A 24590-nucleotide genomic window follows, 5' to 3' on the forward strand; every position below is an offset into this window, starting at 1 on the left:
CGAGCAAGCCCGCTCCCACATTTTTGATTTGTGTGTGGCCTAGGGCTTGGCTTCGTTGCTGAACGCGTTGACCGTCTTGACCAAACCTTGCGCCGCCAACGCCACCAACTCACCGCCTTTCTCCACCGTCGCCAGCGCCGGGTCCGAGCCCATGCGCCCGTCGGGGAAGCGTGCGCGGAAGTCCAGCGCTTCGCGGATCGGCCCGGTATTGGCGATCTGCGGCGAGTACTCGGCCGATTTGATCGACTCCGGGTAGGCCCACTGCGTCACCGCAATCTCCGATGGCGTGGCGTGGCTGCCATGGCCCACCGGGAATTGCTGGTGGGCGAGGTCGTTGACGCCTTCCAGGTCCCACCAGTTCACCAGCTTCAAGGCGAACCCGGCCGGGCGGCGGGCGAAGCTGGCTTCGGCGTACAGCTCGGAAAACGCGGCTTCAATCGTGGCGATGTTGCCGCCGTGGCCGTTCAGGAACAGGATCTTGTCGAAGCCATGCCCGGCCAGCGAACGCACCCAGTCGCCAATCGCGGCAATAAAGGTGGAAGGGCGCAGCGAAATGGTGCCGGGAAAACCCAGGTGATGCTGGGCCATGCCGATATTGAAGGTCGGGCCGATCAGGATGTCGGCGTTCTTCTGCGCCTCATGGGCGATGATCTCCGGGCACATCCAGTCGGTGCCCAGCAGGCCGGTCGGGCCGTGTTGTTCGTTGGAGCCGATGGGGATCACCACCGTACGGCTGCGCTCCAGAAACTGCCCGATTTCGATCCAGGTGGATTGGTGTAGAAGCATGCGTTGCTCTCTTTTATCTGTGGGGACAGGCTATCCGCCACGGATTGTACGACTACTCGCCACCTGTTGGGGTTTGCAGTTGAGGTACGTCGAGGACTTCAACCAATGCTGGTCCGGGTACCAGGAAAACATGAACTGGCCATCCTTGAGTTTGTCTACCACCTGGCGCGCCACCTGCGGGCGCACGGCCGGGCACCCCTGGCTGCGGCCGATACGGCCTTCGCGCTTGCTCCACAGCGGGCTGACGTAGTCGGCGGCGTGGATCACGATGGCGCGGTCGCGGGCCTGGTCGTTGAAGCCCGGCTCCAGGCCGTCCATGCGCAACGAATAACCGTGGGTGCCCAGGTAACTCTCCTGGGTGCGGAACAAGCCCAGGCTGGACTGGTGGCTGCCCTCGCGATTGGAGAACTGGGTGGCGAAGTTTTCCCCGGACTTGGCGCCATGGGCCACCAGGTCGCGCAGCACCAGGGTCTTTTTGCGCAGGTCGAAAATCCACAGCCGACGGGCGGTCGAAGGCTGGGAATAGTCAATCACGGCCAGGCGCTCGGAGCGTTCCTCGCCATTATTGACCGCACACTGCATGGCGCTCAGGGCGCTTTTCAGTACAGTGGGATTGAGTTCTGGAGCCGAGCGCGCCAGGCTGCTATACAAGGTAGGAGGGTTGCCATTGGCGGCGAGCGCAATATTGCTCAACGCGGCCAGGCTCACGGTGATCAAGCCGAGGCGGCACAAAAAAGTCAGCATCTACAGTACATCCCCCCGCTGTGGATTGGAGCAAAGCCATTGTTCAAAAAACACGCATGTTACTTGAGCATTTGCCTGCTCGTTGCACCATTGGTCGCGACAGCCGACGAGCTGCCGGTGGAAGCCGTACCAATTGTTTCCGCCAGTCCGCTGCAACAAGCGCTGGCGGCACTGCCGGCGGTGTGCCCCCATCTGGCGCCGCACATCGATGCCGCCAGCCAATCGCGCCTGCAAGCGTTCTACCAGCAGCAGGGCGATGTAGCGCTGTGGTCCGCCGAGCGCCGGCAGGCATTGCAGACCCAACTGTTGCTGCTCGCCGACGACGGCCTGGACCCCACCCACTATAGCCTGCCTGCGCCGGACGCCACGGCCAACGTGCTGTGCAGCGATATCGACAGCAGCCGCCAGTACCTGCAAGCCCTGCAGGATCTGCACTACGGCCGCCTGCAACAGTCGCGCTTCGAACCGCTGTGGCACGCCCAGCCGCCGACCCGTGACCCGAACACCGAAGTGCTGGCCTTCGCCGCCACTGGCCTGCAAGACATGACCCAAGGGTTTGACCAGGCTCGCCCCAGCGCCGATTTGTACCGCAGCCTGCGCAACACCTATTCCACCGTGCGCCTCCAACCGTTGCCGCACTGGGACCCGATCGCCAGCGGCCCTTTGCTGCGCCCCGGCATGGAAGACGCCCGCGTGCCTGACCTGGCGCGGCGCCTGGTCAGCGGCGGCTACCTGGCCAGCGCGCCGACCGGCAAGCTCTATCGCGATGAGCTGGTCAAGGCGGTCAAGGCCTTCCAACTCAGCCACTCCCTGCAAGCCGACGGTGTGATAGGCGCCGGCACGGTGACCGAGTTGAACATCAGCCCGGCGATCCGCCGCGAGCAACTGCGCATCAACCTCGAACGCTTCCGCTGGCTGGCCCAGGACCTGGAGCCCGAAGGCGTGCTGGTCAACGTCGCCGCCGCGCAACTGAGCGTGTACCAGAGCGGCATCCCGGTGTGGCAAACCCGCCTGCAAGTCGGCCGCGCCGAACGTCAGACGCCGCTGCTCAAGTCGCGTATCACCCGGCTGACCCTCAACCCCACCTGGACCATCCCGCCGACCATCATGCGCGAGGACAAACTCCCGGCGATCCGCCTCAACCCCGAATACCTGCGCCAGCAGAACCTGCAAGTGCTCGACCCCGAAGGCCGCCCGCTGGCGCCCGAACAGATCGACTGGGCACGCCCCGGCAACATCCTCCTGCGCCAGGAAGCCGGCCCGCGCAACCCGTTGGGCAAGATCGTGATGCGCTTTCCCAACCCCTACTCGGTGTACCTGCACGACACCCCCAGCCAACCCCTGTTCAGCAAGGGCCCGCGGGCATTCAGCTCGGGCTGTGTGCGCGTCGAACAGCCGTTGATGCTGCGCGACTTGCTGGTCACCCCAGCCGAGCGCGCACGCACCGATGAACTGCTGGCCAGCGGCGTGACCCATGAATTCAGGCTGGCCACGCCGGTGCCGGTGTTGCTGGGCTACTGGACCGTGGAGGTCGATCGCCAGGGTAGCTTGGTGTACGCGCCGGATATCTACTCGCGGGATTTGGCGCTGATGAAGGCGATGGGCGCGACGCTTTAGCTGCCGGGGGCGCTGATCCTTGCGAGTAGCGCTTCTACCGCCTGCGCCGGGCTGATCAAGGCAGTGTCGAGGGTCCATACATCCCAGGGCTCGTATTCATGGGCCAGTACGGATTGCCAGGTGGGCGGCGTCAATCCGGCAATATCACCCGTACGGGTTTCGACACGGCGTTGATGTTCGTGCGGGTCGCTGCAGATCACCTGAATATCGAGCAGCACCACACCCGCCATCGCCGCGATTTGCTGCCACGCTTCGCGGCTTTCCTTGACGGGGTTCACGCAATCGGCGATCACCGTATGGCCCAGTTGCAGATTGCTTAGCGCCAGCGCATTGGCCACCTCGTAGCCACTGGCACCCACGTCGCGGACCAATATGTTGGCGTTGCGAAGCGCCTGCTCGATCACGTCTATACGCAGGTAAACCGCCCCGATCTGGCGGGCCAGTGCCTGGGCAATCGTGGTTTTGCCGGTGCCGGGAAGGCCGCTGAAAACAATAAGCATGCTGTGTTCTCGATTAGGTCAGGCCGGTTCAGAGTATCCTTCACTTCCCTCATCGGTCGACTACAGGACTGCCCATGCCCTTGCCGTTCGTAAAGATGCACGCCCACGGCGACGATTTTATCATCATCGACCGCCGTGGCCTGGATGACCCGATTACCGCGCAAGTCGCCCGCCGCCTGGGCAACCGCCATACCGGTATCGGCTTCAACCAGCTCGCCGTGGTGCTCGATTGCGAGGATGCGGTGGCGCGGATCAAGTTCTGGAACCCCAACGGCACGCCATTGGAAACCTGTGGCAGCGCCACCCGTGGCGTGGCGGATCGCTTGATGCAGGAAACCGGCAGCGACTCGATTGTGCTGCGCACCGACCGCGGCTTGCTGACGTGCGTGCGGGCGGCGGGGCGTCAGGTGTCAGTGAACATGGGCGAGCCGTCGCTGGACTGGGCCGCCGTGCCGTTGGCCGAGGCCATGGATACCCGCCTCTTGCCGCTCGAAGGTGAGCCGGCGGCGTGCAGCATGGGGAATCCGCATTGCACGTTTTTTGTCGATGACATAACCGCTATCGACGTGGCGGCGGTGGGCCCGGCGCTGGAGCGGCATCCGTTGTTTCCGGCCAAGACCAATGTGCATTTCGTGCAGGTGCTGGATCGTGGGCACATCCGGCTGCGCATCTGGGAGCGTGGGGGCGGTGTGCCGCTGGGGTCTGGGTCGTGTTGCTGCGGGGCGGTGGTCAATGGCATCCGGCGTGGCTTGCTGGATGCCTGGGTTCAGGTGCAGTGCGATGGCGGTACGGTGACGGTGGAGTGGGCGGGTGAGGGTGGTGTGGTGTTGACGGGGAGTGTGGAGCCGGTGATGCAGGGTAATGTGTTTGGCATTGGCTGAAGGTAGACAGTTGAAACTGTGGTGACTGGGCGGCCGTCTTCGCGAGCAAGCCCGCTCCCACAGGGGATTGGGTTTGCAGGTTGGGGCAGGTGTACACAGTTCAGGGATTGGGTTTGCAGTTCAGGGCAGGTGTACACAGCTCAAAATGTGGGAGCGGGCTTGCCCGCGAAGGCGGCCTGTCAGTTAACACAGATGAAGCTGACCCACCGCTATCGCAGGCAAGCCAGCTCCCACAGGGGATTGGGTTTGCAGATTGGGGCAGGTGTACTCAGTTCAAAAATGTGGGAGCTGGCTTGCCTGCGATAGCGGCGGTACAGGCGAACGCTAAACCTCGCCAGGCACAAAACGCACACTGAACAGCGTTCCATCCTGCACAGTGGACCTCACCGCCACATCACCGCCATGCACCCTCGCCAACTCCCGCACGATATACAGCCCCAGGCCCACGCTGCGCACGTCGCTGCCTTGTTCGGTGCCGCGGGTCATGGGTTCGAACAGCCCGGCCAGCAGCGCTTCGGGAATCACCGCGCCGTGGTTGTGTACGCAGACGCTGCAACCGCCATCGCCCAACTGCGACGTAATGGTGATGGGCCGTTGCAGGTCGCCATAGGCCACGCTGTTGGCCACCAGGTTGCCGATGATCTGCTGCACGCGGTCGGCGTCCAGGCTGGCGTCGCCGCTGCCCACGGTGTGATGTTCCAGGGTGGCCTTGGGGAAGGCCACGCGCAACTCATCCACGGCCTGCTGGGTTACCGCGTGCAAGTCGAGTGGCGCCACTTTGATACTGATGCCGTGGCCGACGCGGGCCTGGGTGAAGTCCAGCAGGTCGGCGATCATGCGTTGGGCACGTTCGGAGGACTGGGCGATATGCCCCAACAACTGGCGTTCCTTGGCGCTGCGTTCGCCACGGCTGAGGAAGTCCGAGGCCATGCGGATCGCCGTGAGTGGGTTCTTCAAGTCATGGCTGACGATCGCCACCATCTGCTCGGCAAACAGCGCACGGCGCTGGGCGATGGCATAGGCCTCGCTCAATTCAGCCTGGGCGTGCTTGAGGGCGAGTTCGGTGGCGGTCTTTTCCTGCAACAGCGCTTCGGCCAGGTTGCGGGCGTTGAGCAATTCGCGCTCGTACTTGTCGCGGTCGGTGGTGCCGAACAAGGCCAAGTCGTAGACCACGCCATCCGCCTGCTCGCGCTTGAGGCCATTGAGCAGCACGGTCACCTTGTGCCCGTCTCGGTGCAGCATGTCCAGCTTCACTTCGGTCACGCTGCCGCGCAGGCGCAACATGGGTGCCAGGTGGGTTTGGTGGAAGATTCGCCCGCCCATGGTCAGCAGGTCCTGGAAGCGCCGGCCGTAGAGTTCGGCGGCGCTGAACCCCAGCCATTCACAGAACCGCGCGTTGGCTTGCAGGATCGCACCGTCTTGCGCAGTGACGGCGAGAGCGCAGGCGGCGCTGTCGAACAGCTTAGCCGGCATGGGGGGCGGCCCACGGCGCAAGGAAGGTGTCCATCGCGGCGGTACACGCCTGTGGCGCACTCATGTGCGGGCAATGGCCGACGTTGTCGACCAGGCAATAGGTGCTGTTGGGCAGCACGCTGTGCAGGTATTCACCGACGGCAATCGGGGCGATCAGGTCGTCGCTCGATTGCAGGATCAGTACCGGGGTGCTCAGGCCGGCGACGTCCTGGCGGTTGTCCGACATGAACGTGACCCGCGCAAATTGCTTGGCGATCTCTGGTTCCGTGCGGCAGAAGCTGTCGGCCAGTTCGTCGCTCAACGCCGGTTGCCCGGGCGCGCCCATGATCACTGGCGCCATGGCGCTGGACCAGCCGAGGTAGTTGCTGTCGAGGGTGTCGAGCAGGTCGTCGATATCGCTGCGCTTGAAGCCGCCGACATAACCGTCGGCATCGATATAGCGCGGCGACGGGCCGATCATCACGTGGGCAGCGATGCGCCCGGGGGCTTGGCGGTCGGCGAGGGTGGCGATCATGGCACTGACCGAGTGGCTGACCAGAATCACCGGGCCCACCGCAAAGGCCTGGATGATCTCGTTCAAGTCGCGGGCGTAACCGTCCAGCGTGCTGTACTTGGCCTTGTCGAACGCATTGAGGTCCGACAGACCGGCGCCGACCAGGTCATACATCACCACGCGAAAGCGTTCGCGAAACTGCGGCGCCAGGTAGTTCCACATGGCCTGGTTGCAACCGAAACCGTGGGAGAACACCAAGGTCGAGGCGCCACTGCCCATGACACTGACGTTGTTGCGGTGGCGTAGGTCCATGGGCTTCTCGGTTATGGCGTTTTGCTATGCGTGGGCGGAGTTTAGATAGTCAACGGCGCGGGGTCACGCGTTATAGCGCTGATAGGGTAAAGTCGGCGCCTTCAGGAAGAAACTTCAGGTAACAAGTATGTGGTTGATTGTGCGGCAATCCGTTTTCAGCCTGCTGGCGCTGGTGTGCATTGGCCTGCCGGGCGCCGCACAGGCGGACACTTCGCCAATTGGCGTGGCCCTTGACCAGCGCGTGATCGACCTCACCAACACCCTGGACGCCGGCACCACCACCCGTCTGAAAGACCAACTCGCCGCCCTCGAACAGCGCAAGGGCGCGCAGGTCGCCGTGTTGCTGGTGCCCAGCATCGGCGGAGCCAGCCTCGAAGACTATGCCAACCAACTGTTCCGCGCCTGGAAGCTGGGGCGCAAGGACATCAACGACGGCATCCTGCTGCTGGTGGCCAAGGATGATCGCAAGGTGCGCATCGAAGTGGGCTACGGCCTTGAAGGCATCGTTACCGACTTGCTGAGCCATCGCATCATCGAAGAACACATTACCCCGGCGTTTCGCCAAGGCGACTACGCGGGCGGTGTGAGCCTGGCCGTGAACGACTTGATCGTGCTGGTGGACGGCGGTGATTTGCCAAGCGTGGCGGGGCCGGCGACCGGGCCCCGGGCGATGGCGGTGTTCCTCGCGTTTGCATTTGGCGCCCTCGGCGGCGTGCTGCTCGCCGCTGGCAAGCTGCATTGGCGTCGTGCGTTGCTTGCCGTTGTGGCGGCCACGGTGTTGCTGACGATTTTTAGCGGTGGCCAGGCCTGGCCGTTGTCCTTGTTGCTCATGCCGCTGACGATGCTGATCGGCGGCGCCACCTTTGGTGCGTTGTGGCTGGCGCGCACGGTGTTCTACTGCGTGCTGGGGTTGCTGGCCTACATCCTCGGGCTGGTGGTGGTTGATCAACACTATGCCGACGTCAACTTCATTCACTGGCTGGCGTATCCACTGGGAGCACTGGTGGTGCTGGGTTTGTACATGATCCTGTTGGTGATCATGAAAGACGCCTGGAAACAGAGCCGCGCAGGCTTTGTCGCGCGGTTGCTGGCGGCCGTGGCGGTGTATGGCGCGGCGGTGTATGTGCTGGACATGGGACGTAACGGCTGGTTGTTCGCGTTCCCCATCGCCTCGTTTGCGGCGCTGTGTATCTTTGGCAAAGTCGGCACGGGTTCGGGTTCGGGCGGTGGGTCAAGTTCGGGTTCCAGCAGCTCCAGCAGTTCCAGCAGCAGCTCATCGGGCGGCGGCGGTTCGAGTGGTGGCGGTGGCGCTTCGGGGAGTTGGTAAATTCATGTCCAAAGACATCATGATTCGTCCCGCAACGGCTGAGGACGCGCTGTGTATCGGTGTGCTGGGCATGCAGGTGTTCCTTGATACCTACGCCACCGAAGGCATCCGCAGCGCGATCGCCAATGAGGCGCTGCAAGCCTTTGCACCGCAGGCCATTACACGGCTGCTGGCTGAGCCTGGGATTGCGTTGCTGGTTGCCGAGTGCAACCAGCACCTCGTCGGTTTTGCCCAGGTCAAACTCGAGACCCCTCACGCGATGATCGACGCGGCGAACGTTGCCGAGTTGCAACGCCTGTATATCCAGGAACGATTCACCGGGCTGGGCATTGGCTACCGCCTGCTGCAAGCCGCCGAACAACGCGCTGCACGGGAGGGCGCCGCGTTGCTGTGGGCGACCGTGTGGGACGGCAACGAGCGCGCGCTAGCGTTCTATCCTCGGCGCGGGTACGCGCTGTTGGGCGCTCCGACCTACACCTTCCAAGGCGAGACCCACGGCAATCGGCTGTTTGGCAAAGCCCTTGGCCTGACGACCGCTTGACTCTGCCCCACGGGACAGACGTTAAGCTTTTTTTCGCTGCGCAGACCGCAGGGTTTTCCACGCGAAAAAAGGACGATAGACATGCTGTGTCTGGTGACGGGGGCCAATGGGCATCTGGGCAATACGCTGGTCAGGGAGTTGCTCCGGCAAGGCCACACTGTCCGCGCTGGGGTGCGTGATATACATCAGCAGGCCGCGTTCGCGGGGCTCGAATGTGAGGTGGTCTACGCCGAGCTGCTGGATGAGGCTGCGCTGCTCAAGGCCCTCGACGGGGTCGAGGTGTTGTTTCAGGTGGCGGCGGTGTTCAAGCACTGGGCGAAGAACCCCGAGGCCGAGATCGTCCAGCCCAATGTGCAGGGCACACGGTGTGTGTTGCAGGCGGCTAGCCGTGCGGGGGTGAAACGGGTGGTGTATGTCAGTTCCGTAGCGGCGGTGGGGCATGACGGCAGTGCGTTGGATGAAACCCATTGGTGCGAGGAATCCGAAAATGCCTACTACCGTTCAAAAATCCTCAGCGAACGGCTCGCCTGGCAAACCGCGAACGCCTTGGGATTGTGGATGGTCGCGGTATTGCCATCGGCGATGATCGGTCCCAATGCCGCGCGCTTGACCGACACCCTGGATTTTTTGCAGGCGGTGAAGGATCGCAAGGTGCCGTTGGACCCAGGGTTTCACTTCAATTTTGTCGATGTGCGTGATGTCGCCAGCGGCATGCTGCTCGCCGCGCAGAAGGGCCGTGCAGGCCAGCGTTATATCCTCGCCAATGAGCGCTCGTCATCGCTGGCTGAACTGGCCGACGTACTGGGTGTGCGAGCGCCGCCACGGGCGCCGCGCTGGTTGCTGCTGGCCATCGCCTGGCTGCAAGAGCGCTGGGCCAGTCTCACTGGCCAGCCCGCCCAGCTGATGTGCAGCCAGGTTCGGCTGTTCCATGGCGTGCGTCAGGAATACAACATCGATAAAGCCAAGGCCGAGCTGGGCTTCAATCCGCGCCCGCCGCAGCAGGTATTGCGCGAGGCGTTTGCGTATCTGGACAGGCGAGGGGTTCAGCCGTATGAGACGTGAACAGCTCATTCATCTGGCGCTTGAGCCCGGTGAGGTGTACGTCCAACGCTTGCAACTCGCGGATTCTGGCTTGTACATCCAGGCGCTTGGCATCGACCGCGGCGTTGGCCAAGTCCAATGGAAAGGCGCGTAGCGCATTTTTCGCGGCGATCAACGGGCCCATCTCGGCGAGCTTGAAACCCGCCGTCTGCGCCTTGCGGATCAGATGCACCATTTGCACATGGTGCGCGTTGTACACGCGATAGCGGCCGCTGCGCTGGGGTTCGTTGATCAAGCCTATCTGTTCGTACAGCCGGATAGCTTTTGGGGTGCAGCCAGTCAGTTGGGCGAGGCGTCCGATGAACATCGTGGTAGTCCTTTACCGGGTGGGCGATCAGAGGTCCATGACCATCTCATGCCACGCCATCCCGCCGTGATCCGACGCCGACGGCTGTACATAGCGATAGCCCATGCGTTGGTACAACGCTACATGGCGATCTTTGCACATCAGATGAATTGTCCGTTTGCCCATGTCGCGCATGCGTTGCACAAACGCGTTCATCAGCGTTGTGGAATAGCCCTTGCCTTGATGCGCGGGGTCAACCACCACTGACATGATCACCACATTCGGCGCCTCGGCCGAATGCCCCACCAGTTCCTTGAACGCCTCGTCCGACATCACCACGTCGTAAGCACAACCGCTGTTGATAAAACCCACCACCTCGCCATCGGCTTCCAGGATCAGAAAGCCTTGTGGGTACAGCGCGATGCGCGTGGCGATCTTTTCCAGGGTGGCGGCCTCATCGCCTTCGTAGGCACCGGTTTCGATTGCAAAGCAGCGGGCGGCGTCAGAGGGCAGGGCGTTGCGCAAGGTGAGGGCGGGCATGGGCGTTCCTGGGGACAAAGCGAAAGGCGACATCATAGATAAATATCGCCCCCAGCTCCATTGCAGCGCCCTTGAAGGGGGGCTTACTCCTCTGGCGCGTAGTTCCTGATGCCAGCCTCACGCAGTTGTTCCTGGAACTCTCGGTGAAAATCGCTGATCCTCATCTGCAACGCTGGGCTGTAGGTGCCATCTTTGTTGTTGGGTTTAAAGCTGAACTGGATCGTGTTGTACAGTCCATCGCCACCGCCGTAATCGTTGTAGTCGTGCACGTCAGACTCTTGCTTGACCTCGATGTCTTTTGACCTGGCGAGGTCGTTGAAAATCTGCATCGTTTGGCGGTAGTCCTCAATTTTCACCGTAAATTGGACGCCTGTGTCGTGGCGGTTGGCGCCGATGCTCCGACTCGACGCTTCCGGCGCAGCCTGAAGCGTCTGCGGTGCGTGGGAAGATTGAATACCTTGCATAGTAAATACTCTCGGTTTGACGTCCGTATTGGATGCTTCCCGTTGTGGTGAGCACCCAGTACTGGGTTCCTTTCGCAAGAGGGTCGAGTGTGTCCAACTGTTAAGCCATGGAGGCTGAAATGCTGCAAATAAAACCCGCAACACCGGAGGACGCCCAGGCGGCGTTCGATATTCGTCTGTTGGCCATTCGCAGCCAGTGCATCGGTGCGTATACCCGTGAGCAGATGATGGCCTGGACACGCGGCACCGCCGCAGAGGGTTACAGCGCGCTGATGGCCAAGCCGTTTTATTTGGGGTGGGTACAGGGCGAACCGGTCGTCACTGGAATGCTTGATCTCGACAACAATGAAGTCGGGGCGCTGTTTGTGCTGCCTGAATTCACCGGGCGCTGGTATGCCAAGGCCATGCTCGATCACCTGGAAAACCTGGCACGGCAGCGGGCGATTGAAACGGTGGTGCTGGATGCGACGTTGAATGCTGCGGGTTTCTATCGGGCGTGTGGATACGTGGGGGATGAGCAGGCGGTCTACCATTCGCCGTCGGGGCTGACGTTGGCGTGTATACCGATGACCAAGCGACTGGTTTGATGCGTGGGAGCTTTAGCGAGGCTGCGATGGTGGTGGGGCAGGTCGCATAAGTGTCGCCTGTGCCGCCGCTTTCGCAGGCAAGCCAGCTCCCACATTTCAAGCTGTATTGATGGGTAGAAAGTGTTCGGCTGGAGATCGCCCGGACACTGCCGGTTTCCTGTGGGAGCAACTGTCTTGGCAGCTTTTCAAAAAGCATCATCAAGGCAGACATAAAACCGCCCACAGCCTAGGCCGTGTAATGCTCAACTAGTGGACGCGTAGCTGATTACGCTACGTGATCGCTCCACTCTGAACCGCCTCGGATCATTGCATTCAGGCGTATCAACAACACTCAAACACCGTCAACTCGCAGCCGGCACCTCAAACCCTCGCCGTTCAATCACCGCAAACACATCCGTTACATCCTGGACCATGATCCGGGCGGTATTGGCAACGGTATTGATATCGTGCTCGGCATAGTCCGACACGTTGGAACAGGCCATCAGATGCAGATAGGCGAGGGCAGCGTTCAAGCGTTCGCTGGCGCACGCCTGCAACTCGCTGAGCGGGGCGTCGCTGTCGATCAGCAGGACGGGGTAGTCGGTTGCGGTTTGGGACATGGGGGTGAAGCGGCGGGGCGGGTTTTGAGTAGTCATAAGGTTCGATTCTATTTGGGATAAAAGAATGGCCACCTTGCTGCTGCGAAACAGACTTGGGTGGCAACTGTGCGCGGGTTCGCAGACCAGGAAGAATCACCCCCGGCAGACCCGAAGGTCTCCCACGCACAGCCGCCATAAACAAGACGCGAGCGAACTCCGCCTGAGGGTCTGATGACTGTGCAGGTTGATTCTATTCTGTAGGGCTGCGAAACCCTGTCGCCAGCCAATGCCAGCGACGGGCCGAACTATAAGGCGCTGTGAAAAGGGGTGCAACCAGGAGAATGTTTCAACGCCGCGATAAGGCGTCAAACATCGCGGGCTGTGGTTGCTTCAACGCTTTTCAATCAGCGTCATCAGGCTTCGACACGGCGACGTTCCAGTACCCAACCCCGTGCTTCATCTCATGACAGGCAAAATCGCCTCCGGTAAATCAACCCTGGCCAGAAGCCTCGCAACCGAGCAATCGGCCATTCTGCTGAGTGAGGATCAGTGGCTCTCACGGCTGTACCCTGATCAGATCAAGTCAATCACTGATTACGTGCGCCTCGCACGCCAGATTCGCGAGGTGGTGGGCCCGCTCGTTACCGATCTACTGAGGGCTGGTGTGACGGTGGTCCTGGATTTTCATGCCAATACGCCTCAAGACCGACACTGGCTGCGCGGGCTGTCTGACGCCGCTGGGGTTTCCCATTGTGTCCACTACATTGAAGTGGACGATGACACCTGTCGTGCCAAGTTGCATCTTCGCAATCAACGTGCGGAGCATGAGTTTGCCGCGACTGATGCGGAGTTTGATCTGATCACTAGGTACTTTTGTGCGCCGGATGAGGGGGTTGCGGGTTGACGTTCATCGTGGTTGATGTGGAGGGGCATCGTGAGAATGGGGGGGGGCTGGAAGGCTGTTTTTTGGCCGTTCACTGTCCCCCACAACAGGCGGCTATCGGCCAAAAACGCCCATTGGACAGCCTGATAGCTAAACAGCAGTTGGCGATTGCATGGTGGACTGGATCAGTGGTGTAACGTGACTCTCCCCGAAATCGGAATACGACCGACAAGCAGGTCATTGGCGCTGCAGCTTGATCGACGTCGCCGAACGAGATTCCGTAGGGCATCCTGAATAATGCTGCGCTGCCGATCGCTGGCACTGCTGAAAAGCCCAATGCCCAAGTATCAGGACAAATTGTCTATGCCAGTCGCGTGTGCTGAAGGGAGCCTACTCACTCCGCGTCGCATGGCCGTCGTCGCTGCTTCGTCTTCTCACTGGACAGGGTGCCCACGCCCCTATAGCGTGAACCGCAATAGCCTTACGCCACACCGGTCGCCGCAACTTCATAAGGATTTGAAACGTGCTCATAGAATCGCTACGCCTGATCAACTTCAAAAAATTCAAGGATCAGACTTTTGACTTCAACGAAGATGTGAATATTTTCGTGGGTGATAACAACGCAGGCAAAAGCACGATTCTGGAGGCTTTGGAGATTGTGCTCAATTTTCAGTATCGCGGTCGGCCATTTAATAGCGAGTTTTCCCCGGATCTTTTCAACGCCGAGACAGTCTCCGCGTTCCGCGCCTCGCCAAAATCGCCTGCAGACTTGCCGATACTCGTGATCGAGGCGTATATGAAGAATGTGCCCGACTATCGCGGTGCGAACAACAGCCTGAAGAAAGATGCTCAGGGGGTTCAGATCAAAGTCAGCTTTGATCCAGATTTTACTGATGCCTATAACGATTACCTAGCCTCCGGTGCCGCGATAACCAGCATCCCAGTGGAGTTCTACCAAGTCGAATGGATGGATTTTGCTTGGAATGTTATCAAGCCGATGACCAAGCAATTCAGAGCGCTCTACATCGACCCCACTCGTATTCATCCCACCTTCGGCAAAAATCAGTACATCTCGAATGTTCTGAGTACCGCACTCAGAAAGGACGAAGAGTACCGTCTGAGCTTGCACTACCGTGAGACCCTTCAATCCTTCAACAACACTGATGAGGTCACCACCGTCAATAAGGATTTGGATTCTGATAACAGGATCACGGAAAAGAAGCTGACCATCGCCGCCAACACCATGCCCGCTGGCGCTATCCAGAACGGTCTGCAACTCGAAGTAAATGCCGTGCCGTTCCACATGATCGGCAAGGGTGAGCAGAGTAAGGTGCAAATCAAGCTGGCCCTGCATAACAAGTCAAAAGATATCGACCTGGTAATGATGGAGGAGCCGGAAAATCACCTGTCGCATGTCGAGCTAAGCAAGTTGGTGCAAGACATTGAGGACCAGCGAGACGGCAAGCAGCTATTCCTGACCACCCACAGTTCTTATGTGCTGAACAAACTGAGCATTGATAAAATTTGCTTGCTGCATGACACATACAAGCGACTGCACCTCCTGGACAAGGGGGTGGTAAAGACGCTGAAGCGGTTGCCAGGCTACGACACGCTGCGTGTAGCGCTGTCCAGGAAGGTGGTGTTGGTAGAAGGCCCCTCAGATGAGTTGATTCTCAAAAAGATCTACAAAGACACCCATAAGGAGCGTCTGCCAGAGCAAGACGGGATAGATATCATTGTGGTGCGCGGCGTTGGGTTCAAGACGTTCATTGCGATCGGCAAAGAAATCGGTACAGCGATTAATGTCTTGCGAGATAACGATGGTGATTACGAAAATAACGTCGTTGAAGCACGCAAGGATTACACAGATTTCCCAAACATAAAGCTGGTCTCTTCAACGAACAACGTTGAGTTTTCGCTGGAGCCAGCGATGATTCTGGCCAATGCGGATTCGGAAAAAGAGTTGCAGGCATTTGCAGAAATTGTCCTATCAACCAAAACCATCAAGTTGTTCACTGCCAAACCTACCTTTGCTGAAAAGCTCGAATTTATCGTGGAGTGGTTCAGAAGCGGTGACGGCGACGGCAAAGGCAAGAAGAAGGTCGACACCGCGATTCGAGTTTTCGAAACTGATAAGCCCTTCAAATATCCCGCCTTCCTCGCTGAGGTGCTGAACTTTGCCTAATAAACTCTGCATGGCGGGTGCCGGCTCAGGCAAGACTCACAAGGTCATTACCGAATCAATCGCCGAAATCAAGCGCGGAGGAAAGGTTCTGGTGGTGACCTACACGACCAGTAATCAGCAGGAACTGAGACGTCGATTTCTGGAAATCTTTGGTGCGTACAGTGATCGGTTCGTGGTCAAAGGTCTTTTCTCATTTTACCTGGAAGACATGGTGAGGCCGTATCAGCAGGCGTTATTCCCGAGGCGTATCGATGGCATCTGTTTCAACCAGCGCAATCCTCATATGAGGCCAGATTCAACGTTTATGCTACCGGGGCGCGCCGAACAGTTGGACGATAAGAGCTACAACCCAAGACACTTCCTGACTCCATGCGAGACCAAAGCTCACACCGGCTTTCTCGCAAAACTGGCGAGCCGGATCATGAAGGTCACGAAAAACTCTTCCGCAGTACGACTAGGGGAGATTTATACCCAGGTGTTTTTTGATGAGGTTCAAGATCTGGTTGGATGGGACTACGAGGTGCTCAAGGGGCTGAACAAAGTGATGCCGACACCCATCACGTGCGTGGGAGATTTCCGGCAAACGGTGTACGAGACGACGTTTGGCCAAAAAGCGCCAAAAACGGCCGCTGAGAAGATCGCATTCTTCAAGTCCATGGGCTTTGAGGATGAGTCACTGACACTTAACCGGCGATGCATTCAACCGATTTGTGACGTCGCCGATGCTGTGCATAACGGTACCTATGAAGCGACGGAGTCGGCAGTGAAGGAGGTGCCATCTGAATTTGTCCATCACATCGGCACATTCATCGTCAAGGAGTCGGACGTCGCCGAATACATCAAGGTTTTTGACCCTATGGTGCTGCGCTGGAGCGTAACGTCAGGAGCGAAGCTTCTTCCCACCGAGGCGCGCTGCTATAACTTTGGCGGGAGCAAAGGGCTGGGTTTTGATCGAGTGTTGGTGCTACCTACTGAAAACCAGTTGCATTTCGTCTTGGATGGCCGAAAGCCGTTTCCCGCGAAGGACGAAACATCTCAGAACAAGATGTACGTCGCCATTACGCGCGCGCGATACAGTCTGGGGTTCATCGTGCCTGATAAGAAGGCCGCTGGCTTACGGTTCCCGATCTGGGCAAAAGCGCCTGCTTGACGGACGTTAACAACTCTACGCAGTGAAGACGTCAACTAGCAAAGCGTTTCTGATTAGCGCCTCAATTTTTGGGTAAGGCTCACGTACTATCTGAGGAATGGGGCATCACATCGGCACTTTTCACGAGCATCTGCTAACGTTAGACCGTTCGTTTTGGCTGGTTGCTGCCCGTCGCAAACGGCAGAAATCGGCCAGAAGCTGCCGGTCATTACACGGAATTGGCCAGGACGGAATTCCCATTGGCCACCTCCTGAATCGGGCCGCCAGCGATAGCACCTGAAATAAATTGAGAACGAAACCGGCAACCACCCTAAGGTCAAGGCTGGAGTTCTAGTACGATTCTCAATTATTATCAGGGGCCATCATCGTACCGTAACGCTAAATGGTACAACCATTTCAGAGTACGCTTTAAGCACATTTGAACAGGCGGAATGAATGACAAATATATTTACATGGATTGGTCTAGGCCTATTAATAACATTCGCATCCTGGAAATTTTTACAGGCAATGCGCAATAGGGAAATTCTAGATGCCTTATTAAATTCATTAAAAGAAAAAGGAATTCGAAACAAGGCTATTAAGTACATTGAAGCTATAGATATGGTCATGGATTTTTCATTCCCCGAGGCAAATAAAGCGTACAAAAAATACTCAATATTTTTCAGTCTCAGCCTTTACAGATCGTTAATTCCTTTTTTAGCTGAGATGCTGCACTCCGACCCAGGAAACAGACGAGCCAGCACCATTGTAGGAATAATGATAGGCGAAAAAATTCGCCAAGCTTTCGTAGCCCAGATTTGGTTAACTATATCAATTATAATTAGCTTGGCTTTTGATTTTTTTCTAGGGACCAGATCAGGAGTTTGGACGATTACAATCAGTGGCTTATCGCTACTTGCAATTCAAATAGACCATAAGCTACTTGAGTATAGAATCAGGCAAGGGGTTTATGGGTCAAATGCTTTTGAGACCTTGGAGATAGTAAACTTTATCATCAAGCACTCTAACAAGGATGACTTTAATGACGAAGGAGGCTTAAAAAGAGTGATACCGTCTCCAGAAGCGATCAGGGAAGAAGTAGAGCATTCCGCTAAAGGAGGAGCTTACGTATGACACAAGATCAAATTTCAGGGATGTTCAGGAAAGCAATTAATGTGCTCTTTGTGTCCAATCCTAGAGGCACTAGCATTGGAGTTTTAATAGGTGTTTTGTTGGACGGGCTACTCGGACTTATCTCCCCTATGACAAAGCTCTGGGGTTGGGCGAATATCTCGGCGATAAAAATTTGGCACCTGATGGCGGGGGGGGTAGTAATTATGAATCTCCCTACTTATTTAACAAGGAAGAAAGTTGACCCGTCCATACTGAATGCTATCGATTATATCGAAGAACAAAAAAAGAATAGAACGATTACTGGGTGGCAAGCTAGCCAAATGTATCGAAACCTACATCAAAAAGTGTTGGAGAGTGTCACGCTGGACGACAGGACTCAAGCCACGGCAAATAGCCTGCAAGCCGTAAGCACTGAGCCTATTGATAGCGAAAAGCACGATAAATAATCTAGGGAATGATTGCTGTGATGTCCTCGGATAATGGACGAGTGGGGCATGCGTATTTGCTTATCATTACTTATCTCAGTCATGGGCAGCGCTAACCCCAATGTCGCTCTGCTCACGCTGCGGCTTTGGACAACAGCTGCTGCCCCGTCAGTGGCCGCTTTGGGTCGATTGCTGTCTGTGGCTAAGGGCTGCAATCGACCCATGCTGTGTGAAAACGCAGACATCGCTTTGAAGTCCACGTCGCTATGTAAAATCTGCCAGCGCTCGCTTAGTCAGCAGACCTAAAATTTTCATAGGCGCGCGATTTCCGTTCCGTTACTGACCGTCAAGCCTGCTCTAACACGTTTTTGCACAAAAGCCGACATTCAACAAACCTAACGCCCCTTAGGCGAAGTTTTGCCTGAGGGGATGAAGAAATTAGCGGCTAAAGTGAATTAGCTCTCACAATTTTGTGAATTTGCTACGCATACATTGCGCGTATCTCTTCATAGAAAGTTTTGCGCTTCGCAAGAATGTTGGCTCTATAAGCTTCTAAGTCCTCCTCTTTAAGGTTTGTGTTTCCATGCCAAGCAATTCGCCTAAAGTCTTTAATGTACTCGCCGTACTCACGTAAAAGCTCTTGGGCTTTAGTCGAGCCAAAAAGTATTAATTTCCCTTCTGCACTTGCAAGCTGACTAAATTTATCAAACAGATCTGTTTCGGATTTTTTTATTCTAACTGGTAAGTCTTCGGGTGGCTTTTTATCACGTTTTGAATAACGGACGTGTTCGACCATATAAGCCCAGTATGTAAGGACTGCAGAGGAGAAATCCTCTGTTTGGGCTGCCACCTCCTCAATTAGCTCTCGCTGTCTTTTTAGTTTGGTCTTTGAAATCTCATTATCATGTTGGAGTCGGGTAACCCAATAAGTTGAAATTCCGGAAATTAAGGCTCCAAGACCGATTTTCACTGTTGTGTCTATAATGCTAAAAAAACTCATGTCCATATTGAATCTCGTGGTAGGAAATGTCAGCGCGATCTCTGACGGGAGATTGGATAGTTAAAAATAAAATCTTTTAATACGAGGCTTATTTAGCTCCCCAAAGCATCCTGAAACCTTCGAATTCGTGGGAAGCGTCGAAAATATGACGCCGGTACCATCTCAAAGAAAGCTTCTTGAGCAACGTGTAGACTGCCTTCATCTTGCATTTGTCCATCTGCGACGAGGCGTTTTTCCTCTTGATGGATCAGACGAACTAGGGCACGGCCTCTCGAGCTGAGCGGCGCAACAAAGTGCGGGTGCATGTCACGATCTACCCAGTCGATGAGACAGTCTGATAGGTCGATGTGAGCTAACCCTTGTGCGACAAGGAATTTTACGAACCCAAATGCAAATTGATGCTCCTGGTGCCCCATGCCCATTCCATGTGGGGAGTTTGCTGTCTCAAGATTGTATTCTACTGAGTTGATAACCATATCCATGCCGTAGTAGATGCTGCGACATATATTGGTTAGCCCATGAACAAATAAGTCAAAATAGCTTAAAGGGAATGTTCCCTCATTGGATTTAGTAGCTATTAAGAATCGAAGAATTTCCGATATTTCCGAGATGAAGGGTTGGTCTAGAATGCCGGCATTTTCAAATATTGCAATAGCATCTGTTTCTTCTAGATAATTTGACGACAGCACTTCTATAAAAGCACTTTCTTCACGTGTACTTCTAAGTGCTTGCCGTGCATCAGCCCAATAGCTTTTATTGGTATCCGGATCATGCAGAACAAGCAAGACAGGAAGTGAAAATGACTCCCAATAGTTTCTATGCTTGCGTTCAGGGTAAAATTTCCATCCCTGCAAAGTCGGATTTTTGAAATAAGACGGACCAGATTTTACTTGCACCGCCACTATCCGGCCTGTAGCAAATCCTTCAGCATTTACGAATTCGATATTTCCATCAATTCCCACATCCCCTGTACCCGTTTCGCGCCAAATCTGATTTCTTCGAGCTGCATAAAGCTGGACAGCGGCAATACCTAAACGCTCTTGTGTGTACGTTGTGCCTGCTTTCGGCAAATCCATTGCAAGTCCCATATCTAATATTCGCCAAATGGAGGCGATACGGCGCTGAAAATAGCAAAAAACTGTTGCGGCGTCGCCGTCCGTTTTTGGCCGGTAGCTGCCCTCCGTCACACCTCGGGCAGCAGCACCGGATAATCGTAAACCTCGTCGACGATACTCTTTAGCATCGTGGACATCTGCCCATCGGCCGCGGGGGAAATTTTGGTGAGCAGTTCATCCTTGGCGACGCCCGCTTGCCTGGCCGCAATAGCTTGCTTCGACGCACCGATGGATGCCTGCATTCCCTGCGGAAAAGGACAATCAGACGCCGCCAATGCCGAGGCCGACGCCATGCAACTCAGTAACGTGGAAACAGCGGCCATCCTTGTCATGAAATTCCCTCGTTGGTAGCAAGCATTGTCGAAATAAGCTGCGGATTCTAGCCGATGCCAGAGGATGAAGCGCTTCATTGGCCTGCCACGCTTCGTGGTTGCCTTGTCCAGCCCTGTCGCTGTAACTTCGCTCTCCAGTTATCGAGGGTATCTGATTGAACGACTCTGAACACTTGAACGCACTGTGCGCCCGCTTCAACTCAGGCGAAGAGCTGAGCTTTACGTTTTTCTGGGGGCACCAGCGCAGCAAAACTGTCGTCACGGCTTCGTGTTTCAGCCAATGGTTTGAGGCCGGGTTTGTGGTCGAGGGGCAACATTACCCGACGGCCGAACACTTCATGATGGCCGAGAAAGCGGCCTTGTTTGACGATCAGGATATTCGTGCGCAGGTGTTCAACGCTCCTACGCCAAATGCCGCCAAAGCGCTTGGCCGCAACGTGCGCGGGTTTGATGAACAGGTTTGGCTGCAACACCGATACGACATCGTGGTTCGAGCGAACCAGGCCAAGTTTTCTCAGAATCCGCCGTTAAACGAATACCTGCTACAAACCGGTTCGCGGGTTATTGTCGAGGCCAGCCCGGTTGATAGCATCTGGGGTATAGGGCTCGCGCAGGATAACGCGGATGTGAACAATCCGAATCTTTGGAAAGGCTTGAATCTACTGGGCTTTGCGCTGATGCAAGTGCGGGACGGGGGCGGTGTGCCGGCCCCAAGGTAGTTGCCGCGAGTGCGAGAAAGCTTCCTCAGATACACGTGGTCGAGCAGGCGTTCATTGCGGTGATGCTTGACCGCGACAAAACCAACCCTCAACCCACCCCCGAATACTTCACCGCCGCCGCCGCCCGCGAACTCACTCCCAACACCCTCAGCAACGACGAAACATGAATCCGCACGGTAAAAGGCGAAATATCCAACGCTTTGGCAATCTCCTTGTTCGTCTTGCCCTGGGCAATCAACCTCAACACATCCTGCTGTCGCGCCGTCAACGTATGGGTATCCAACGGCAACAACCCCGACGGCGCAAACTTGACCAAGACCTCGCCCTCACGAATCGCCAGCAACGCCTGGCCGATCTCCTCGGGTGCGATGTTTTTGCCGATAAAACCGTCTGCGCCCAACGCCATCACCTGATCGATCAACGCCGGGTCATCCACCATCGACACCACGATCAAGGTGGTGCGCCGCAGTTGCTGGCGTAGTTCGGCCAGTTGGCTCAGGCAGGTCAGGCCGGGGAAGCGCAGGTCGAGGATCAGGGTGTCGATGTCGGCGCCGTCGCTGATCAGCGCGTGCACCGTGTCGAGGTCGCCGGCTTCTTGCACCTCGGCCGCGGGCAGCAGGCGTTGCACGGTGCGCAGCATGCCTTCGCGAAACATCGGGTGGTCGTCGGCGATGATGATGCGGCCGGTCATGGGGGGCTCCTCCCTGGGGCGGTGTGTGGCGCGGTCATGCTACCTTAGCACCGCATTGCATGACGCCGCTGACGACTGCCGCACAAGGACGTAACCCATGGGTAGTGAGACCAACTCTGAACTCGACCCGGCCAACTTGCGCATCGTGGTGGCCGCTATCGCGATTGTCTACATCAGTGTGCTGGGGTTTTTGCCGGGGCAGTCGCTGGAGACTTATCTGCCGGTGATTCAGTACATCGTGCTGTTTCTGATCGCCTCGATTATCTTGCGGCAGGTGATCGCCCGCTGGCCTGGGCATTATCCGGCGCGGCGTATCTTCGGCATGATCCACGACTATACGGGCACTTCGTTCGGCATGGTGGTGGGCGGCGAGGCGGCGTTGCCGTTGTATGCGGTGATGGTGTGGGTCAACCTGGGCAACGGCATGCGCTACGGCTCGCGCTACCTGGCGATTGCCACGGCGTTGGCGTTGTTGGCGTTGCTGATCGTGTACCAGTTGACGCCGGTGTGGCAGGCGCAACCGTTTATGGTGCTGATGTTGATGATCACCAGTACGGTGATCCCGGTGTACGCCCATATCCTGCTGGAACGTACGCGCAAGGCGTCGGAAGAAGCCATCGCCGCCAACCTGGAAAAATCCCGTTTTCTCGCCCAGGCCAGTCATGACCTGCGCCAGCCCATTCACTCCATCGGCCTGTTTACCGCGTGCTTGCGCGAAGCACGCCTGGGCGATGAAGAGCGGCGGCTGGTGGATAACATCGACCGCTCGCTGCTCAACGTGTCGCAGTTGTTTCGTTCGATTCTGGACCTGTACACCCTCGACAACGGGCGCTTGCTGCCCAAATACCAGGCGGTGCATTTGGGCGAGTTTCTCGCCGATCTGGTGCGCCAGAACGCCGAGGCCGCGCGTTGGGCCGGGGTGGAATTGCGCTTGCGGCCCTGCGCCCACTGGGTGTTGGTGGACCCCGCGCTGTTGGCGACCATGGTGCAAAACGTGCTGTCCAATTGCTTCAAGTACGGCGCGCACCGGCCGGTGTTGATGGGCGTGCGTATTCGCGACGGCGGGCTGGCGGTGCAGATTCATGATCGGGGGCGGGGGATTGCCGAGGAGCATCTGTCAAAGGTCTTCGAAGAGTTCTATCGCGTACGCCACCTGCGGGACAAGGACGTCGAAGGCGTGGGCCTGGGGCTGTCCATCGTCAAGCGCCTGGGGCAGTTGATGGGGGTGCAGGTGAGCCTACGTTCAAAGGTGGGCCATGGCACCTCGGTGACCCTGCATGGCTTGACCCTGGCCAGCGCGCCGCGTGCAGCAACTGCCCGTGACGACATACGGCAGGCCGGCCTGCTCACCGGCTTGAAAGTGTGCCTGGTGGAGGATGATCACAACGTGCTGCTCGCCACCCAGGCGCTGCTGGAGCGCTGGGGCTGCGAGGTGCAGGCGGAGTCGTCGGGGCGTGATCTGGTGAGTGATTGCGACATCATCGTCGCCGACTATGACCTGGGCAACCACGCCACGGGTATCGAATGCATCGATGCCCTGCGCGAACAACGTGGCTGGGCGGTGCCCGCGCTGATCCTCACGGGGCACGACGTGGAACGCATCCAGGCCGCCTTGCACGACCGTCAGATCGCCATCCTGTCCAAACCGGTGCGCCCCGCAGAACTGCGCGGCACACTGCGCGACTTGAGCCAGCAGCCCCTTACTGGGCGAATGGAACAAGCCCGCTACCCTTAGCGCCCTTGGGCTGGCAATAGGCGGCAGGTTTCATCAGGCCGAAGCTGGCAATTGCGAAGGCACCGCCACTGGCGCCGCTGGGCACCGAGCAGTTGTATTCGCCGGAGGCGGCGCTGGCCACGTAGTAGGTGCTCATGGAGTCACTGCGCACATTGGAGATGCGTTTTACCGGCTCGCCCAGGTTGGTTTCCGACAGGGTCTTGAGGTGGTCTTCGCTGGGTTTGATATTGCTGCAGCCGGCCACGCCGATGATCAAGGCGCCCAACAGGGTGATGCGGGTAACAGGGGAGTGCAGTTTCATGGTGCTTCTTCCTTGGGGTTGTTATGGTTTTTCCAACGCACAACGGGTCCGCGCGCAGGGGATGCGCGGTGCGGGTGGGTGCGTTGGAAGTGCCGAGGAATATAGCGCCGCAGGGGGGAGGGGTCGATTAGCACAGGTGTGCTAGTGGCACACTGAGGTCATCCTTGTGGTGAGCGTACAGTTTGTGGGAGCTGTCGAGCTTTAGCGAGGCTGCGAAGGCGGCGGCACTGCTGGCAGAGATGTTGCCTGACCCAGCGCTATCGCAGGCAAGCCAGCTCCCACATTTTGAGCAGTGTTGATAGGGCAGGCAGTGTTCAGTTCACAGATCTCACTGACACCGCTACCCCCTGTGGGAGCTGTCGAGCTTTAGCGAGGCTGCGAAGGAGGCGGCACTGCTGGCAGAGATGTTGCCTGAGCCAGCGCTTTCGCAGGCAAGCCAGCTCCCACATTTTGAGCAGTGTTGATAGTGCAGGCAGTGTTCAGCTCACAGATCTCACTGACACCGCTACCCCCTGTGGGAGCTGTCGAGCTCTAGCGAGGCTGCGAAGGCGGCGGCACTGCTGGCAGAGATGTTGCCTGACCCAGCGCCATCGCAGGCAAGCCAGCTCCCACATTTTTGAACGGTGTACACCTGCGGCAACCTGCAAACCCAATCCCCTGTGGGAGCTGGCTTGCCTGCGATGCAGGCGCCGCGGTCTGTCAGTTGAACCG

At 57.6% G+C, this 24590-nt stretch carries 27 protein-coding genes; 13 read left to right on the plus strand and 14 right to left on the minus strand.

Going from position 1 to position 24590, the window contains the following annotated elements; genetic code table 11:
- Window positions 1-39: 39 nt before the first annotated feature.
- Entirely contained in the window at window positions 40-786 is a 747-nt protein-coding gene (locus DBR46_RS25255; protein WP_124528415.1) for a creatininase family protein, read from the minus strand.
- A gap of 30 nt (window positions 787-816) precedes the next feature.
- A complete protein-coding gene (locus DBR46_RS25260; protein ID WP_017738942.1) occupies window positions 817-1530 on the minus strand; it encodes a murein L,D-transpeptidase catalytic domain family protein in 714 nt (237 codons plus the stop codon).
- Window positions 1531-1569: 39 nt separating this feature from the next.
- Between DBR46_RS25260 and DBR46_RS25265 the strand changes: the two genes are divergently transcribed.
- Window positions 1570-3147 (plus strand): murein L,D-transpeptidase, encoded by a 1578-nt coding sequence (locus tag DBR46_RS25265; protein WP_124528416.1) that lies wholly within the window; start codon window positions 1570-1572, stop codon window positions 3145-3147.
- On the opposite strand, the gene DBR46_RS25270 is transcribed toward DBR46_RS25265, so the two are convergent.
- Window positions 3144-3647, minus strand: a complete 504-nt coding sequence (locus DBR46_RS25270) for an AAA family ATPase (RefSeq protein WP_124528417.1) — start codon at window positions 3645-3647, stop codon at window positions 3144-3146. The genes DBR46_RS25265 and DBR46_RS25270 overlap by 4 nt on opposite strands.
- Before the next feature lie 74 nt (window positions 3648-3721).
- Here DBR46_RS25270 and dapF point away from each other — a divergent pair, with 74 nt between their 5' ends.
- Complete coding sequence (gene dapF, locus DBR46_RS25275; protein ID WP_124528418.1) at window positions 3722-4528, plus strand: diaminopimelate epimerase; 807 nt, start codon at window positions 3722-3724, stop codon at window positions 4526-4528.
- Between the two features lie 324 nt (window positions 4529-4852).
- Here dapF and DBR46_RS25280 read toward each other — a convergent pair whose 3' ends face one another.
- Together DBR46_RS25280 and DBR46_RS25285 are read right to left on the minus strand one after the other, a co-directional pair.
- On the minus strand, window positions 4853-6001 hold the full coding sequence (locus DBR46_RS25280; protein WP_124528419.1) for a PAS domain-containing sensor histidine kinase: 1149 nt from the start codon (window positions 5999-6001) through the stop codon (window positions 4853-4855).
- A complete protein-coding gene (locus DBR46_RS25285) occupies window positions 5991-6806 on the minus strand; it encodes an alpha/beta fold hydrolase (RefSeq protein WP_124528420.1) in 816 nt (271 codons plus the stop codon). The genes DBR46_RS25280 and DBR46_RS25285 overlap by 11 nt, the downstream gene beginning before the upstream one ends.
- A gap of 127 nt (window positions 6807-6933) precedes the next feature.
- Here DBR46_RS25285 and DBR46_RS25290 point away from each other — a divergent pair, with 127 nt between their 5' ends.
- From DBR46_RS25290 to DBR46_RS25300, 3 genes are all read left to right on the plus strand, one after another.
- Entirely contained in the window at window positions 6934-8133 is a 1200-nt protein-coding gene (locus DBR46_RS25290) for a YgcG family protein (RefSeq protein ID WP_124528421.1), read from the plus strand.
- Window positions 8134-8137: 4 nt separating this feature from the next.
- The gene (locus DBR46_RS25295; RefSeq protein WP_256659394.1) at window positions 8138-8674 is read left to right on the plus strand and encodes a GNAT family N-acetyltransferase; all 537 of its coding nucleotides are present in this window, start codon (window positions 8138-8140) and stop codon (window positions 8672-8674) included.
- Window positions 8675-8755: 81 nt separating this feature from the next.
- Window positions 8756-9736 (plus strand): NAD-dependent epimerase/dehydratase family protein, encoded by a 981-nt coding sequence (locus DBR46_RS25300; RefSeq protein ID WP_124528422.1) that lies wholly within the window; start codon window positions 8756-8758, stop codon window positions 9734-9736.
- On the opposite strand, the gene DBR46_RS25305 is transcribed toward DBR46_RS25300, so the two are convergent.
- From DBR46_RS25305 to DBR46_RS25315, 3 genes are all read right to left on the minus strand, one after another.
- The gene (locus DBR46_RS25305; RefSeq protein ID WP_124528423.1) at window positions 9654-10082 is read right to left on the minus strand and encodes a MerR family transcriptional regulator; all 429 of its coding nucleotides are present in this window, start codon (window positions 10080-10082) and stop codon (window positions 9654-9656) included. The two genes, DBR46_RS25300 and DBR46_RS25305, sit on opposite strands and share 83 nt — an antisense overlap.
- Before the next feature lie 27 nt (window positions 10083-10109).
- Entirely contained in the window at window positions 10110-10601 is a 492-nt protein-coding gene (locus DBR46_RS25310; RefSeq protein ID WP_124528424.1) for a GNAT family N-acetyltransferase, read from the minus strand.
- Window positions 10602-10684: 83 nt separating this feature from the next.
- Window positions 10685-11065: a hypothetical protein gene (locus DBR46_RS25315; protein WP_124528425.1), complete on the minus strand. Its 381-nt coding sequence runs from the start codon at window positions 11063-11065 to the stop codon at window positions 10685-10687.
- A 119-nt stretch (window positions 11066-11184) separates the two neighbouring features.
- Here DBR46_RS25315 and DBR46_RS25320 point away from each other — a divergent pair, with 119 nt between their 5' ends.
- Window positions 11185-11652: a GNAT family N-acetyltransferase gene (locus DBR46_RS25320; protein ID WP_124528426.1), complete on the plus strand. Its 468-nt coding sequence runs from the start codon at window positions 11185-11187 to the stop codon at window positions 11650-11652.
- Between the two features lie 341 nt (window positions 11653-11993).
- Here the strand turns inward: DBR46_RS25320 and DBR46_RS25325 are convergent, their stop codons facing one another.
- Window positions 11994-12287 carry a fructose-bisphosphate aldolase gene (locus DBR46_RS25325; protein WP_124528427.1) on the minus strand — a complete coding sequence of 98 codons (294 nt, stop codon included), beginning with the start codon at window positions 12285-12287 and terminating at the stop codon, window positions 11994-11996.
- 406 nt (window positions 12288-12693) lie between these two features.
- Here DBR46_RS25325 and DBR46_RS25330 point away from each other — a divergent pair, with 406 nt between their 5' ends.
- The 5 genes from DBR46_RS25330 (at window position 12694) to DBR46_RS25350 (ending at window position 18007) form a co-directional block, all read left to right on the plus strand.
- Window positions 12694-13134, plus strand: a complete 441-nt coding sequence (locus DBR46_RS25330; RefSeq protein ID WP_124528428.1) for an ATP-binding protein — start codon at window positions 12694-12696, stop codon at window positions 13132-13134.
- 502 nt (window positions 13135-13636) lie between these two features.
- The gene (locus tag DBR46_RS25335; protein WP_124528429.1) at window positions 13637-15298 is read left to right on the plus strand and encodes an ATP-dependent endonuclease; all 1662 of its coding nucleotides are present in this window, start codon (window positions 13637-13639) and stop codon (window positions 15296-15298) included.
- Window positions 15291-16448, plus strand: a complete 1158-nt coding sequence (locus DBR46_RS25340) for a UvrD-helicase domain-containing protein (protein WP_124528430.1) — start codon at window positions 15291-15293, stop codon at window positions 16446-16448. Before DBR46_RS25335 ends, DBR46_RS25340 begins: the two co-directional genes overlap by 8 nt.
- A 435-nt stretch (window positions 16449-16883) precedes the next feature.
- Entirely contained in the window at window positions 16884-17561 is a 678-nt protein-coding gene (locus tag DBR46_RS25345) for a hypothetical protein (RefSeq protein ID WP_124528431.1), read from the plus strand.
- The gene (locus DBR46_RS25350) at window positions 17558-18007 is read left to right on the plus strand and encodes a hypothetical protein (protein ID WP_124528432.1); all 450 of its coding nucleotides are present in this window, start codon (window positions 17558-17560) and stop codon (window positions 18005-18007) included. The genes DBR46_RS25345 and DBR46_RS25350 overlap by 4 nt, the downstream gene beginning before the upstream one ends.
- A gap of 460 nt (window positions 18008-18467) precedes the next feature.
- Here the strand turns inward: DBR46_RS25350 and DBR46_RS25355 are convergent, their stop codons facing one another.
- From DBR46_RS25355 to DBR46_RS25365, 3 genes are all read right to left on the minus strand, one after another.
- A complete protein-coding gene (locus DBR46_RS25355) occupies window positions 18468-18992 on the minus strand; it encodes a hypothetical protein (protein WP_124528433.1) in 525 nt (174 codons plus the stop codon).
- Between the two features lie 86 nt (window positions 18993-19078).
- Window positions 19079-20062, minus strand: coding sequence for a DUF4365 domain-containing protein (locus tag DBR46_RS25360; RefSeq protein ID WP_124528434.1), 984 nt, complete (start codon window positions 20060-20062; stop codon window positions 19079-19081).
- Window positions 20063-20169: 107 nt separating this feature from the next.
- Window positions 20170-20511: a hypothetical protein gene (locus DBR46_RS25365; protein WP_124528435.1), complete on the minus strand. Its 342-nt coding sequence runs from the start codon at window positions 20509-20511 to the stop codon at window positions 20170-20172.
- 77 nt (window positions 20512-20588) lie between these two features.
- Here DBR46_RS25365 and DBR46_RS25370 point away from each other — a divergent pair, with 77 nt between their 5' ends.
- Window positions 20589-21152, plus strand: a complete 564-nt coding sequence (locus DBR46_RS25370) for an NADAR family protein (RefSeq protein WP_124528436.1) — start codon at window positions 20589-20591, stop codon at window positions 21150-21152.
- A gap of 88 nt (window positions 21153-21240) precedes the next feature.
- Here the strand turns inward: DBR46_RS25370 and DBR46_RS25375 are convergent, their stop codons facing one another.
- Window positions 21241-21843 (minus strand): response regulator transcription factor, encoded by a 603-nt coding sequence (locus tag DBR46_RS25375; protein ID WP_124528437.1) that lies wholly within the window; start codon window positions 21841-21843, stop codon window positions 21241-21243.
- A gap of 97 nt (window positions 21844-21940) precedes the next feature.
- Between DBR46_RS25375 and DBR46_RS25380 the strand changes: the two genes are divergently transcribed.
- Window positions 21941-23578, plus strand: a complete 1638-nt coding sequence (locus DBR46_RS25380) for a hybrid sensor histidine kinase/response regulator (RefSeq protein ID WP_124528438.1) — start codon at window positions 21941-21943, stop codon at window positions 23576-23578.
- Here the strand turns inward: DBR46_RS25380 and DBR46_RS25385 are convergent.
- Window positions 23544-23879 carry a hypothetical protein gene (locus DBR46_RS25385; protein WP_124528439.1) on the minus strand — a complete coding sequence of 112 codons (336 nt, stop codon included), beginning with the start codon at window positions 23877-23879 and terminating at the stop codon, window positions 23544-23546. The two genes, DBR46_RS25380 and DBR46_RS25385, sit on opposite strands and share 35 nt — an antisense overlap.
- Window positions 23880-24590 lie beyond the last annotated feature (711 nt).

This window comes from Pseudomonas sp. KBW05 (assembly GCF_003852405.1).
Classification (GTDB): Bacteria; Pseudomonadota; Gammaproteobacteria; order Pseudomonadales; family Pseudomonadaceae; genus Aquipseudomonas.